Genomic DNA, 14,359 nt, shown 5'->3' on the forward strand with positions numbered 1-14,359 from the left:
CCCGCGCCAAGGCGGCACTCGGCGGGAACCCAAGTATGTAGCACAGTCGCTGGCCACGAAACTTGGGTTCCCGCCTGCGCGGGAACGAGTTACGGCTTAATCCCCACAATTCCCGCCTGCGCAGCCCACTGTCCCACATCACTGCGCTTGATCGCCGCAGCCATCAGCTCCGGAAACAAATCCGGCGTACACGCAAAACACGGTGCCCCGAGCGCCGCAAAATACGCCGCATTCGCGTGGTCATACCCCGGCGCCCCATGATCATCGAGCGCCAGCAGCACAATCACCTGCACGCCCGCCGCCACCATCGCCGCGGCTCGTCTGCGCATCTCGGCATTATTCCCGCCCTCGTACAAATCGCTGATCAGCACGAAAATGGTATCGGCCGGCCGCTCGATCAAGCCCTGGCAATACCCGAGCGCCCGATTGATATCGGTGCCGCCGCCCAGCTGGGTCCCAAACAGCACATCGACCGGATCGGCCAGCATCGGCGTCAAGTCGATCACGGCCGTATCGAACACCACCACCGACGTACTGACCGCCTTGATGCTGGCCAGCACCGCCGCGAACACGCTGGCGTACACCACCGACGGCGCCATCGAACCGCTCTGGTCGATGCACAGTACGATGTCGCGCAGCGATTGCCCCTTGCGCCCGAACCCGATGCGCGTTTCCGGAATAATCGTCCGGTACTCGGGCTGGTAATGGCGCAGATTGGACCGGATCGTACGCAGCCAGTCGATCTCGTGGTGGCGCGGCCGGCGGTTGCGCGTGCCCCGGTTCAAACTGCCCGTCACCGCCTGCCGGAACGGACTGGCCAGCCTGCGCTCGAGCTCGTCCACCACTTGCCGCACCACCATGCGCGCGGTTTCCTTGGTCTTGTTCGGCATGACCCGATTCAGACTGAGCAGGGTGGCGACCAGATGCACATCCGGCTCGACCGCCTTGAGCATTTCCGGTTCCAGCAGCATTTGCTCCAGGCCCAGCCGCTCCAGCGCATCTTTCTGCATCACCTGCACCACGCTCGACGGAAAATACTGGCGGATGTCGCCCAGCCAGCGCGACACGTTCGGCGCCGACGCGCCCAGAGCGCCATTGCGCCCCGGCGGCGGGTTGTACAGGGCCGACAGGGCCCGGTCCATGGCCAGGTCATCCGCGCCGAGCGACACTTCCGGCTGGTTCGGTTCGCTGCCCAATACCATGCGCCAGCGGCGCATTTGTTCCTGTGGGGTGAGCTCATGGGACATGAACGGTCTCCGGTGTTGAGGTTGCAGCGCTGGCGCCGAGAATCATGCCGAGCACCGGCAGCACCAGCCGCGCGCGCGCTTCATCGACGCTGCCGGCGGACGCGGCGAAAACCACCGCGCCCCCGGCGCTGCCGGCGCGTTCGCTCAGCTGGCGCCGCTCCGGCGCTTCAAAGGCGCCAAAGGTGCGCCGCAGCAACGGCAGCAGTTCGACGAAGCTTTCCGGATCGAGTCGATTGATCCAGTTGTTGACCAAACTCCACAGGCTGTCGTTGTGCAGCAGCAGGGCGGCGCTGCCCTGCAGGAAGCCTTCGAGCCAGTTGCCGCTGGCCAGCGGCGCACTCGCATGCGAACAGCGCAAGGCCAGCGCGCGCGCGGTGCGTTCTTCGTCCCAGTGGCCTTGCTCCGACAAAATGCGGGCGCAGCGGCCACTGATCAGCGGATGCGACAGTTCATTGCCCGCCACCTGGTCGAGCGCGCCGAACCAGGCGTCCAGCAGCGCTTCTTCCTGAATCAGGCGGATGGCGCGGTCGGCGGCGATCAGCTGCCTGACCAGTTCGGCCGCCGGTTCGTCGGCCATGCCCAGCACGCCGAAGGGCAGGGCGATGCAGGCCCGCGTGACGAGGCCGTCGACCACCTGCCCGATGGCGCTGGTATCGGTGCCGCGCACGCTGCCGTAGCGCATGACGCTGGCCAGCGGCGGCAGGGCCGCCAGCATGAAGCCCACGTCCGGCGTGAGCGCGCCGACTTCGTCGATGCGCCGCATCAGCAAATCGACCGCTTTCGGCAGGTCGGCCAGCAGCACCTGTTCGATCAGCGCGGTCAGTTCGGGCAGGGTGGTCACCTCGGTGGCCTGGCTGACCGCCTTGCCGGTGGCGGCCGCCTCGACGCTGCCGCCCCAGACGTTCGCTTCGATCAGGCGGATGGCGAATTCCGGCTCCCATGCCAGGCGCCACCATTCGTGAAAGGTGCCCGACTTGCCGGTAACGCGTTCGGCCCGGCCCCAGTCGACGCCGAGCAGCGCCAGGCGGTGCAGCAGCACGCTTTTTTCCAGATGCGGCGCCTGGCGCAGGTCCAGTTCGAGCTGGCTGTGATCGGCCTTGACCGGCAGGCGCAGGCGCTTTTGCTGGGCTTGCACGTCCTGCGGCAGCGGCAGGGTAGGCACGCTTTCCGGCACTTCGCCCAAACGGTCGTTGATCAGCAGGGCGTCGTGGATCAGGCGCAGCGGGGTATCGCTGTCGTAGCAGAACACGGCGCGCACCGCTTCCTGCAGCTCCCCCAGGCCCGGCCGCGGCCGCTCGCGCATCGCCGCCAGCGTATCGGCCAGCCGCACCGCTTCGATGATGCTGGCCGACGAGGCATCCAGGTCGTGCTTGCGCAGCAGGATGGCGACATCGGTCAGCCAGTACAGGCTGGCCTGGGCCGGGTGGCTCCACATGTGGTGATACCAGCCGGGCGCGGTGACGCCGGCGCCGTAGCCGCTGCGAAACGCCAGGCGGCCATAGCTCCACGGCGTCCAGGTCGCGGCCAGCTTGACCTTGGGCAAGCCCTTGAGCAAGTCGTTGTCGCTCTTGGCGGACGGCATGTTCGCCAGCGCCGGCACGTGATACGCCCCGCAGACCACGGCGATGCGCTGGTGGCCCTGTTTTTCGGCCAGGCGGATGGCGTTGCGCATCCACGCCTCGCGCTGCTGCTCGCGCAGATTGGGCGGGGCGGCGATCTCGGTGCGCACCGTGCTCATCATCTCGGCGATGGCGGCGAACAGGTCGAGGCTGTCGGCGCGCTGCTCGACCAGATGGTCCCACCAGGTGTCGGTGTCGGAAAAACCGGCCGCGTTGGCCAGCCATTGGAGCGGGTCTTCGTGCAGTTCGTCGGTATCGGAATCGGATTGCCCGGCTTCGGATTCATCGGCAGCCGGCGCGGCCGCTTCCTCGGCCAGACGGTGCGCCTGCGGCAAGTCGCAAAAACGCACCGGCACGCCGTTGGCGGTTGCGTAGCGCATCGCCTGCCACTCCGGCGAGAACTCGGCGAACGGATAGAACACGGCGCGCTGCGGCGTGGCCGGCACGTAGACCAGCAGCGCGACCGGCGGCTTGATGGCCGGGTCGGCGGCGAAGGCAATCAGGTCGTCGGCCTCGGGCGGGCCTTCGATCAGGATGCAGTCCGGCTGCAGCGCCTGCAAGGCTTGCGCCAGGCTGCGCGCGCAGCCCGGACCGTGGTGGCGGATGCCGAATAAATGAACGCTCATCGGCCAGTCAATTCATCACGTCGCGGCAGGCCCGGTACAGGTCTTTCCAGCCTTCGCGTTCCTTGACCACGGTTTCGAGGTATTCCAGCATCACGACGCGGTCCTGGACCGGGTCCTTGATGATGGCGCCGATCATGCCGGCGGCCACGTCGGCGCCGCGCATGGTGCCGTCGCCGAAGTGGGCGGCCAGCGACATGCCGTTGGTAATGACCGAAATCGCTTCAGCCGTGCTCATGCTGGCGCTGGGGGCCTTGATCTTGCGTTTGCCGTCGGTGGTGACGCCGGCGCGCAATTCGCGGAACACGGTGACGACGCGGCGGATCTCTTCCAGCGCCGGCACTTCGCCCGGCAACTCCAGCGCGCGGCCGAGGCTGGCGACGCGGGTTTCGACGATGCGCACTTCCTCGTCGGCGGTGGCCGGCGGCGGCAAGACGACGGTGTTGAAGCGGCGCTTGAGCGCGCTCGACAGCTCATTCACGCCGCGGTCGCGGTCGTTCGCGGTGGCGATGATATTGAACCCTTTTTGCGCCAGCACTTCATCGTCGAGTTCGGCGATCGGCAGCATTTTTTCCGACAGGATGGTGATCAGGCTATCCTGCACTTCGCTCGGGATGCGGGTCAGTTCCTCCACGCGGGCGATTTTGCCGTCGCGCATGGCGCGCATGATCGGGCTCGGGACGACCGCTTCCATCGACGGGCCCTTGGCCAGCAACTGCGCGTAGTTCCAGCCGAAGCGCACCGCTTCTTCGCTGGTGCCGGCGGTTCCCTGCACGATCATGGTCGAATCGCCGCTGATGGCGGCGGCCAGGTGTTCCGACACCCACGACTTGGCCGTGCCCGGCACGCCGAGCAGCAGCAGGGCGCGGTCGGTGGCGAGCGTGGCCACGGCGATTTCGATCACGCGCGCATTGCCGATATATTTTGCGCTGATCTCGACGCCATTGTCCAGCGTGCCGCCCAGCAGGTATTTGGACACAGCCCACGGCGACAGTTTCCAGCGCGGCGGACGCTGGCGCGTGTCGGCCGCGGCCAGCGCTGCGAGTTCCTCGGCGTACTGCGTTTCAGCGTGCTGGCGCAGGATGGTAGAAATGGCGGTCATACGGATTGCTCCTGAAAAGATTGATACATATCGTGTCGGAAACGCAGGGTGCGCAGAAATTTGTCGACCGTGTCTTCCCATTGCGCGAACTCGGGGATGTCTTTCGGCCAGCCGTTTTCGTAGGCGTCGATGCCGCGCGGGTCGAGCACCAGCGCGAGCGAGGCCATGGTGTAGCTCAGCGACCAGCTCTGCAGCGTGTTGGCCGCGCAGCCGGCCTGGATGCGGCTCACCACGGCCTTGGACAAGGCCAGCGGCCAGTTGCGCTGGGCGCTCTTGGCGGCGTCGTCGAGCATGTCGATCAGGCTCGAATGGGCGCGCATCCATGCTGCCGGGGTCGCTTCGACGAGGGTGCTGAGCAAGTCGTCGGCGGCATCGAAGGGCAGGGTGCCGAACAGGCCGAAAAAATCGCGCGGCATGTGGGTGTGGATACCGGACGACTTCAAATACAGGTCGAGAAAGGCGGTGAACCAGGCGTGCAGTCCGGCATCGTAGCCTGCCTGCAGGCTGCGCTGCAGCGCGCTCGACCAGCCCAGCAGCAGCGTGTGTTTGAACTCGCTGGCCATGGCCAGGGTCAGGCAGGTACGCGGCGAGGCATCGAAGGTGCTCGACCAGTACGTCGGCGGCACGGCCGCCAGAATGTCGACCAGCCAGCCCGATTTTTCGCCCATGGCGGGGTACAGGCCGGCGCCGACGCCGTCGCGCTGCATGCTCTTGTCGCGCTCGTGCGGTACGTCCGCCAGCAGGTGGGCCGAGTCGCCGTTGCGCTCGACGCGCAGCAGCGGCATGGCGCGCGCCAGCATGCGCTGCGCCAGTTGCGATGCGGGCAGGCCGGCCAGCAGGCGCTGGGCCACGCTGCGCACTTCCTTGCGCTTGTCGTCGAGCGCGCTTTCCAGGAAAGCTTCGTCGGCCAGGGATAGGCCCACCGACAGGCAGCCGAGCAGGGTGGCGCGGTGCTCCGGCGTTTCGCTCGGCCAGGTCGCTTGCAGGGCTTGCAGGGCGGCGAGGCCATCCTGGGCGCGCATGTCGCGCAGGGCGTTGGCACGCTGTTCGATATTGCCGTCGTCCCACAGCAAGCGCACATCGTCGGTATCGGCCCCCACCCAGTTCCAGGAAGGGTTCTGCTTCGCCAGCCAGTGGCCGCGCGCGCCGAGCACGCCGTCGATCAGCGCGCGCAAGGGACGCTGCGCCGTGCCCATGTCCAGCACGCCCGGCAGCAGACGCGGCGGCAGGCGGCATTTATAGGCATTGGCCAGGCGCAGCCATTCGGAGCGCACTTGTGGAAATTCATCTTGCAGCAGCAGCGCCAGCGCGCGTTCGGCCTGTGCCGGGCAGGGGCACAGGGTATCGCTGTCGCTCGATGGCGCCGCGGGCGCGGCCGGCTCCGGTGCGGCTGGTTGATGGCCGGCACGCTGCCACAGGGCGTGGGCGGCCAGCGAGAGCCACAGGTTTTCTTCTTGTGTGGCGGCCGCGGCGCCGGGACGGCCCCGTACGCTGTCGCGCAGGGCCAGCGGCAAGTCGTCGTCGAAGCCGGGGGCGGCGCGCGAAGTGCCGATCTGGAGTGTCTTGTGAATCTTTATCGGAAGCGGGGAACTCATGCTACGGTCTCGTTGTCAAAATGATGCAAGCGGCCTTCGGCGAACACGCTGAGCGGGACGATGGCATAACCGTCCCATTCGCCGATCACCGTCACCGGATGGCCGCCGCTGAGCGCGAGCAGCGGCCACAGGTGGTGAAAACCTGGGTGCAGCGGGACGATGCGGCCGTCGGCGCCAGCCAGGTGGGGCGCGCCGCCGGCACGCGGCACCATGGCGTCGAGCACGAGCGGAAAGCGGTCGAGGAAAGGGTTGCGTGCCAGCGCCCCGGCGTAGGCCGCCAGCGAAGCGTCGAGCGTGGGGGCGTTCGCCAGGCTTGTATCGAGCGTGCTGAAGGCGTCTTGCCGCTTGATGAGGGCGCGCAGCGGATACGCGCTGTGATAGAAGCACAGTTCGCCGTCGAACTGGGTGCCGGGGGCGAGCACCTTGTCGTAGCCTTGCGTGCCGGCGGCGTACTGCAGGATCATGGCCCAGCGTCCGCTCGCCATGCCGCGCAGCCAGGTGGTGCGCGCGCGGATGCGCTCGTTGTCGCCGGTGTGCTGGGCCAGCACTTGCCAGCGGTCCTGCACGCCGGCCTGGGCCAGCACCTCTTCCTGGCTCACGGTCCAGCCGACCAGGGTGCGCACGTCGCTTTGCAGCTCGGGCGGCAGGTCCGGCAGGCGGCGGCAGGCGGTGCCGAGCAGGTAGATCGACGCCAGTTCGCGTGCCAGCCGGGTTTCCCAGTCGGGCAGGGTGGTGTCGAAGCACATGCCGCTGGCGCGGCGCAGACGCGCAGCGAGGCCGGCGGCCTGCGCGTCGACCATGCGCGCGGCAATGTCGTTCCAGAAGGCCGGGCCGCGTGCGCGCAGGGTGGACAAGCCTTCGCGCGCCAGGTCTTCGAGCCAGGTTTGCAGTTCCGCGATGCCGGCCGCGACCTTGCTGTCGCGCTTGTCCTCGCGCTTTTGCGCCGCCGCAGCTTGGGCTGCCGCCTGCTCGGGCGTGGTGGCGATGGCTTTTTCGGCGGCGCTCTGGAGTTTCTTTTCGCTGCGCTGCTGGCGGCTGTCGAGCCAGTCGCTCACCCACTGGGGCGGCGCGCCGTCCGCGAACAGGGGACCATGGCTGGCTAATAACAGATACAGGCCGATGCCGTGCTTGCAGGGGAACTTGCGGCTGGGGCAGGAACACTTGAAGGCCGGCTCGCCCAGGTCGATCTGGGTGCGGTAAGGGACTTTGCCGCTGCCCTGGCATTCGCCCCACACGGCCGTGTCGGTCCGGCCCAGGTTGCCCCACTTGGCAGGCCCTGCCAGCTGGCTGCCGGCTTTGGCGGAACTCGCATCGGGCGCCAGTGCGAGGATTTGATCGGCGTTCAAAGTCATGGAGGAACAATGCCATCGGCGTATGACCGTTGGCAAATGATTAAAGATAGTAAGTTAACCGCTGACGTTAATTTTGGGAAGTCTTTTTTGCCGGAAAGGCAGTGTGGGGACAGCCAGGGCCAAGTGCGCTCCTGGCCCGGGCTGTCGTGTCAGGTTGTCGCCTGAGGCTCCCGCCTCAGGCTGCCGCTTCACGCTGTCGCTTCACGCTGTCGCGTCAGGCTGCCATGTCGGGCTGCCGCCTCATGCATAACCCAGCCAGAGCGCCTGCGCGCGTGCGAACACGGCGGCGCCAACCTGGGTGCCCAGGGTGCGCCCGTCGGTGCTGGCGCGCTCGAAATGAATGCCGGCATAGACGCGCGAGATCCCCGCTTCGGCCACGGCATCGCTGAACGTTTCCCATGCCAGGGTCACCGGGGCGGACGGCAGGGCCGGGTCGATCAGCAGCGAGCGCGCCGCTATGGTCACCTCGTGCCGGAAGGTGTCGCTGCCGGTGAAGCGGCGCAGGATTTCGGCCGAAGCCGCGCTGAAGGTGCTGTGGCCGGACACGTGGTCGGGAAACGCGGGCGTGGGCGCGCTGGCCGGGTGGAAGGGCATCCAGGCTTCGCCGGCGACCGGGCGCAGTCCGCCGGCCGGGCCCTCGGGGCCGAAGCTCTGGATGATGCGGCCCTGCATCAGATAGCGGATGGCGCTGATCGGGCGCGCGAAATCGTAGGCGCGCTTGGCGTCCCAGGCGGCAATGCTGGCGTCGAACACCGCATTGGCCAGGGCGAAGAACAGTTTGATATTGTCGTCGTCGCTGTAATCGTTGCGCTCCGATATCAGTTGCGCAAAGCGGCACCAGTAAGAACCGGGCAGCTCGCCGACGGTGCTGCCGGCCCAGTAGTCGGCGATCGCCTTCTGGCGTTCGGTCAGGGTGGCCTGGACCTGGACGACCTGCTCGGCCTGGTCGATGAATTCCCTGCTGCCGAAGGCGGCGGGCGGGGGCGGGCGGAACTGGCCGCCCGCGCCCAGGGCGAATGGACGCACGCTCCCCCAGAACGGCGTCAGGAACGTTTGCGTGCGGCGCACGCCGCCGGCGTCGAAAGAAAGCGGCTGCCACAGGCCAGGGAAAGGAATGCTGGCGCGCGGCGTGGGCTGGGTGATTAGCAGCGGCGGGTTGCGTGGCAGGTAGCCGCTGTAGTCGGCGAACGGCATGCCGCCCGGCGTCAGCTTGCCGTTCTGGTTGGCGCCATCGTCGCGGCAGCGGTCGAGCACCGCGTGCGCGGCAATGGTGCCCACGCGCGGGGCGGTGGCGCTGTTGTTGTAGGCGTCGATCGGGCGGCTGTTCAGCGCGGCGAGGTGCGCTTCGAAGGCAGCTTGCTGGCTGGGAAACTGATCGAGCAGGGCCGTGTAGGCGGCGAAGCTGATCGCCAGCGCCTTGTTGGCGGGCGTGCGTTCGGCGGCCGGCCTGCGCAGCTGCGCGCCAAGGTATTGGCCGAGGGCGACGCTATCGTAGGCGGCCCACGCTTCGTACATGGCGCTATGGACGATTGCCAGTGCGCGCGCGGCTATCGGCGGCGGCATGCGGGTGGCGCGCACGGCGTCGAGGGCAGTGTTATTCCAGGCAATCACCGTACCCACTTGCGCCGGTGGTTCCGGCTGGGAAGGAGGTGGCGGCTCGTCCGACCCGCCGCAAGCCGTCAGGGCGCTGCCGAGGGCGGCTGCGCTGCCCATCGTTAAGAAGGTGCGTCGTTTCATGGTGATTTCCCAGAAAGGTGGCTTCCGGCCGGGAAGCGCGGGGATGCCTTGAGGCACGGCCATTGATGAGGGTGGCTTACGTGGCGACGATAGCCCGCCGCCGCCACGCTGATCTTGAGCCGACGCAGCCGCAGTACCGCAGCAAAAACAGGAGTCGTCGCATGGACGGACACCGTTGCGTGGACGTGCGACGGTGGTGCGGCGCGCGGACGCCTGTCCCACAGTTCGCAAGAGTAAGCAAATCCTTGCCAGTAGCCACTACAATACGGCTGCCGTTTGTCGAGGTCACTTACCGAGGTCAGATCATGAAATTTATTCACGCCGCCGATTTGCATATCGACAGTCCCTTGCGCGGGCTGAACGGCTACGAGGGCGCGCCGGTGCAGGAGTTGCGCGGCGCCACGCGCCGGGCCTTGTCGGCCCTGGTCGAGCTCGCGATTGAACAAGCGGTCGATTTCGTCATCCTGGCGGGCGATATTTACGACGGCAACTGGGCCGACTTCCGCACCGGCCTGTTTTTTCGCGACCAGATGGTGCGCATGACGCGCGAGGGCATCCGCGTCTACATCGTCAAGGGCAACCACGACGCCGAAAGCCAGATCACCAAACAGCTCCCGCCGGTCGAGGGCGTCCATACGTTCAAGTCCAGTTCGGTGGAAACGTTCACGATCGACGGGCTCGGCGTGGCCTTGCATGGACGCAGCTTCCCGAACCGCGCCGTGCCGGAAGACCTGGTCGAGCACTATCCCGACGCCATCGCCAATATGTTCAACATCGGCGTGCTGCATACCAGCCTGAACGGGCGGGGCGGGCACGACGTGTATGCGCCGACCACGGTCGACGCGCTATGCGCCAAGGGTTACGATTATTTCGCGCTGGGCCACGTGCACGCGCGCGAGGTCGTGCGCGAGGCCCATCCGCGCATCGTTTATCCCGGCAACCTGCAGGGGCGCCACGCCAAGGAGACCGGGCCCAAGGGCTGTGAACTGGTGACGGTGGACGGCGGCGCCATCACGAGCGCCCAGTTCGTGCCGCTGGACGTGGTGCGCTGGCACCGGCTGCAACTGGACGCCGGCGGCGCGCCCGACCTCAATGCCTTGCGCCAGCGCTTCATGAAGGAAGCCGGCGAGCTGGTGGCCGGCGAGCACGGGCGCCTGCATGCGCTGCGGGTGATCGTCAGCGGTCAGACCGAGCTGCACCGCATCGAGGCCGAGCAGCCCGGCACCATCGCCGCCACGATCCAGGCCGGCACCCAGGACTTCGAGGGCGCCGACCTGTGGGTCGAGGAAGTCAAGCTCGACCTGCGCTCGCCGCTCGACCGCGCCGCCGCGCTCAAGCGCGAGGACGCGGTGGGCGAGGTGGTGCAGCTGGTCGACGAGATCGCGTCCAGCGAGGAACACCTGCGCGCATGGGCGCTGGCGCAGCTGGGCGCCCTGGGGACCTTGCCGCCGGGTCTTGCCGATTGCGACCCTGGCGCGTTGCCGCCCGAAGCGCTGCGCGCGCTGCTGGCCGACGCCGAGGCGACCGTCCTCGCCCATCTGGGCGGCATGGAAGGAATCGCACGATGAAGCTGCGCGAATTGCACCTGACCGCTTTTGGTCCCTTCACCGACCGCAAGCTCGATTTCGGCAGCGCCGGACAGAACGTGGTGTTCGTCCACGGCCCCAACGAAGCGGGCAAATCGTCAACCCTGCGCGCAATCTCGGACCTGCGCTTCGGCATACCGCAGCTAAGCCGCGATAATTTCGTGCACGAGCACCGTAACATGCTGCTGGGCGGGGTGCTGGTGGACCGCAACGGCAAGTCCTATCACATCATGCGCCGCAAGGGCCGCACCAACACCCTGCAGTATGCCGACGGCAGCCCGGTCACGCCCGATGTCGAGGCGCTGATCACCTGTGGCTTGTCGAAGGAGGATTACGAGGCCATGTTCGGCCTGGACCACGACCGCCTGCGCAACGGCGGCGAGGCGCTGCTGGCCGGCCACGGCGAGATCGGCGCGGCCTTGTTCGAGGCCAGCGCCGGAGTGCGCAGCATTCCATCGGTGCTGGAGCGGCTCGACCAGTCGGCGCGCACCTACTTCATGCCCGGTGCGCGCGCAAAGAATGGGCGCATCAACGAGGCGCTGCGCAGCTATGGAGAACATCATGCCGAATTGAAAACCGCGCAGATCAAGCCGGCATGGTGGGCGGAACGCTTCAAGGAGCACCAGTCGGCGGCAAAGCGGCTGGCCGAGCTGGAGGTGCGCCACGAGGAGGCCAACCGCCGGCAGCTGCGCCTGTCCGAATTGCGCGGCGTGGCGCCGCTGATCCGTACCCAGGACGAAGCTGGCGCCATGCTGTCCGAGCTGGACGGTGTGCCACTGCTGGCGGAAAACGCCGCCACCGAACGGGCCGCCGCGCAGGCGGGGTTGGCCGCCGCATGCCAGAACGCGCAAGCGGCGCAGGACGCCGTGCAGCGTTTATCCACCCAGCTCAAGGCCCTGGCGCCGGACCAGGCGGCGCTCGACGCGGCCGCCCGCATCGAGCGCCTGGCCGCCAGCGCGGAATCGTTCGAGAGTCTGCGTAACACGATTGCCGACGCCGCGGACCAGGTGGCCGAGGCGCGCCGCCTGCTGGACGAACGCGCGGGCGCCATCCTGCCCGGCGCGGCGGCGCACGCCGTGCTCGCACTGGCGCCGGCCCCGGCCGCGCGGGCCCGGATCGAAGAGGTGCTCGGCGACTTCAAAGTGGCGCAACAGCGGCTGCACCAGCATCTGGAATCGGCACTGCCGCTGGAGGACGATGAAGAGCACGCCGCCGACGCGCTGCCGACGCCCGCCCTGGTCAGCGCCCTGCATGCGGTGCGCGACGAAGCGAGGCGCAAGGAAGTGCTGATGAAGCGCAAGGAGCAGCTTCCGGCCGACATCCGGCAGCTGGAGCGGCAGGTCGCGGCCGATGTGGCGGCACTGGGGCTGGCGGACGAGGTGGCGCTCACCAAGGTGCGCGCTCTGCTCGATAGTGAAATCGATGCCGCGCGCAGCGAGTTCGACACGGCGGACACCGAACTGGCCACGCTGCGCAAACAGCTTGCGCAGCTCAAAATCGAGCACGCGGGGGCTGCGGCCAGATGCGAGCAGTTGCTGGCCGCCGGCGCGGTACCGACGATGACGCAGGTGCGCGCCGCGCGCGGCCAGCGCGACGGCCAGTGGGCGCAGGTGCGCGAGGCGAACGCCGGCGGCAATCCCGCGCCCGGCACACTGCTCGACAGCTTTGAAGCCGATGTCCGCGATGCCGACCGGCTGGTCGACGAGCTGGCGCGCGACACTGAACGCGCCACGCAGCTGCAGGGCAGCCAGGACGAGCTGGCACGGCTTGCGCAGCAGTTGGCCGACCTCGAACACGAACGCGCGGCGACCGGGCAGCGCAGCGCGGCAGCGCAGGAACGCTGGAACGCCACGCTGGCGGCGCGCGGTCTGCCGCAGCTGGCGCCGAAAGCGCTGCGCGAATGGCAGTCCCGGCTTGCCGAGGCGCGCGAGCAGGGCGCCAACCTGCAAGCGCTGACCGATGAGCTGGACATGGCGCGCGCAACCGAGCGCGCGCTGGTGGACGATCTGTGCGATGCGATATCGGCGGTGGGCGTGGCAGCGCCGGCCAACGGCTCGCTGGCCACCCTGTGGTCGCTGGTGGGCGAGATCGAGAACGACATCGAGCGGCGCCAGCATGCGCTCAGCACCGCGCTGGGCAAGCGCACCGAGCGCGAACAGCACCAGCGCCGCTTCAAGGCGCAGCAGAAGACCCTGGAAGAACAACTGGCCGGGGCGGCGGCGGCGGTGTCGTCGGGCGTGTACGGCGCGCTGCACCTCGATCCGCAGGCGGGAGTTGCCGCGGCGGGCGCGCGCCTGCTCGAATTCGGCCGCTTGGGCGAGGCCAAAGCGGAACTCGACAGCGTCAGCGCGCGCGAGCTGCGCGCGCAGCAGGCATTCGAGCGGCTGCTGGGGCAGGGCCATGAGCTGGCGCAGGCGATGGGCGACACCCCGTCCCCCGACTTGCGGCACTACGTCGAACAGCTCAAGGCAAGGCTGGCGCAAGCAAGGCGGATCGACAGCGAACGCGCGCTCAAGCAGCAGGCACTGGAAGAGGCGCAGGAACGCCAGCGCGAACAGGAAAGCCTGGCGCTGCGCCATGAAGCGGTACTGGAGCGGCTGTGCCGCGCGGCCGAGGTCGATTCGCCCGAGGCGCTGCCGGCGGCGGAAGCGCAATCGCAGCGCAAGCGCCAGGCCCAGGCCGAGGCGGACCGGGTGCGCAGGGACCTCGCCACGGCATCGTCGCGGCCGGTGGACGAACTGCGCGCGCTGCTGCGCGACTACGACGCCGAGCGCATGAACGACGAGCAAAACCAGGTCTCGGCCGAGCTGGCGACACTGGAGGAGCTCTTGCGCAGCGCGCGCCAGGCCGAGGAAACGGCGCGCCGCGCTCTGGAAGCTGTCGATTCCGCCGATACCGCGGCGGTGGCGCGCGAGCTGATGGAGCGCGATGCGGCCGGGGTACGCCTGGCGATCGCGCCGTGGATGCGCTCGCGGCTGGCGCATGCCTTGCTCGACGAGGCGCTCAAGCGGTTCCGCGAGCGCGCCCAGGGACCGATGCTGCTGGCGGCTTCGCGCTACTTCCAGCAGATGACCGACGGCCTGTTCGTGCGCCTGGTCAGCGACGATGCCGGTGCCAAGCCGGTCCTGCTGGCGCAGCGCGACAATGGCGGCCAGGTGCGGGTCGAGGGCTTGAGCGAGGGCACGCGCGACCAGCTCTACCTGGCGTTGCGGCTGGCCGCGCTGGAAATCCGGCGCGACGCCGGCTACGACCTGCCGGTGGTGCTCGACGACGTGCTGATGACCTCCGACGACGGCCGCGCAGCGCTGGCCCTGCGCGCCATCGCCGATTTCGCCAAGGACCACCAGGTGATCGTGTTCACCCACCATGCCCACCTGCTCGGCGTGGCCGAACGCAGCGTACCGGCGCCGATGCTGCAGGTCGTCAGCCTCTAGGCCGCGCCTTTGTTTCGCCGCCACGCCGGCGCCGATGGGCGGCGCGGCGGCGACGCTGTAAAAT

Annotated in this window: 8 protein-coding genes; 2 read left to right on the forward strand and 6 right to left on the reverse strand. The window is 68.3% G+C overall.

Going from position 1 to position 14,359, the window contains the following annotated elements:
- Positions 1-89 precede the first annotated feature (89 nt).
- The 6 genes from RBA40_RS01780 to RBA40_RS01805 form a co-directional block, all read right to left on the reverse strand.
- Positions 90-1,247, reverse strand: coding sequence for a VWA domain-containing protein (locus tag RBA40_RS01780; RefSeq protein WP_306645417.1), 1,158 nt, complete (start codon positions 1,245-1,247; stop codon positions 90-92).
- Positions 1,237-3,492 carry a DUF5682 family protein gene (locus RBA40_RS01785; RefSeq protein WP_306645418.1) on the reverse strand — a complete coding sequence of 752 codons (2,256 nt, stop codon included), beginning with the start codon at positions 3,490-3,492 and terminating at the stop codon, positions 1,237-1,239. The genes RBA40_RS01780 and RBA40_RS01785 overlap by 11 nt, the downstream gene beginning before the upstream one ends.
- A gap of 7 nt (positions 3,493-3,499) precedes the next feature.
- Entirely contained in the window at positions 3,500-4,582 is a 1,083-nt protein-coding gene (locus RBA40_RS01790) for an AAA family ATPase (RefSeq protein WP_306645587.1), read from the reverse strand.
- Positions 4,583-4,587: 5 nt separating this feature from the next.
- Positions 4,588-6,186: a DUF5691 domain-containing protein gene (locus RBA40_RS01795; RefSeq protein ID WP_306645420.1), complete on the reverse strand. Its 1,599-nt coding sequence runs from the start codon at positions 6,184-6,186 to the stop codon at positions 4,588-4,590.
- Positions 6,183-7,538 (reverse strand): SWIM zinc finger family protein, encoded by a 1,356-nt coding sequence (locus tag RBA40_RS01800; RefSeq protein WP_306645422.1) that lies wholly within the window; start codon positions 7,536-7,538, stop codon positions 6,183-6,185. The genes RBA40_RS01795 and RBA40_RS01800 overlap by 4 nt, the downstream gene beginning before the upstream one ends.
- 240 nt (positions 7,539-7,778) lie before the next feature.
- Positions 7,779-9,275 (reverse strand): vanadium-dependent haloperoxidase, encoded by a 1,497-nt coding sequence (locus tag RBA40_RS01805; RefSeq protein ID WP_306645424.1) that lies wholly within the window; start codon positions 9,273-9,275, stop codon positions 7,779-7,781.
- Positions 9,276-9,580: 305 nt separating this feature from the next.
- Between RBA40_RS01805 and RBA40_RS01810 the strand changes: the two genes are divergently transcribed.
- Both RBA40_RS01810 and RBA40_RS01815 read left to right on the forward strand, forming a co-directional pair.
- Entirely contained in the window at positions 9,581-10,843 is a 1,263-nt protein-coding gene (locus RBA40_RS01810) for a metallophosphoesterase family protein (protein WP_306645425.1), read from the forward strand.
- Positions 10,840-14,295: an ATP-binding protein gene (locus tag RBA40_RS01815; protein WP_306645427.1), complete on the forward strand. Its 3,456-nt coding sequence runs from the start codon at positions 10,840-10,842 to the stop codon at positions 14,293-14,295. Before RBA40_RS01810 ends, RBA40_RS01815 begins: the two co-directional genes overlap by 4 nt.
- Positions 14,296-14,359 lie beyond the last annotated feature (64 nt).

It is taken from the genome of Massilia pseudoviolaceinigra (assembly GCF_030846505.1).
Taxonomy (GTDB): domain Bacteria; phylum Pseudomonadota; class Gammaproteobacteria; order Burkholderiales; family Burkholderiaceae_D; genus Telluria_A; species Telluria_A violaceinigra.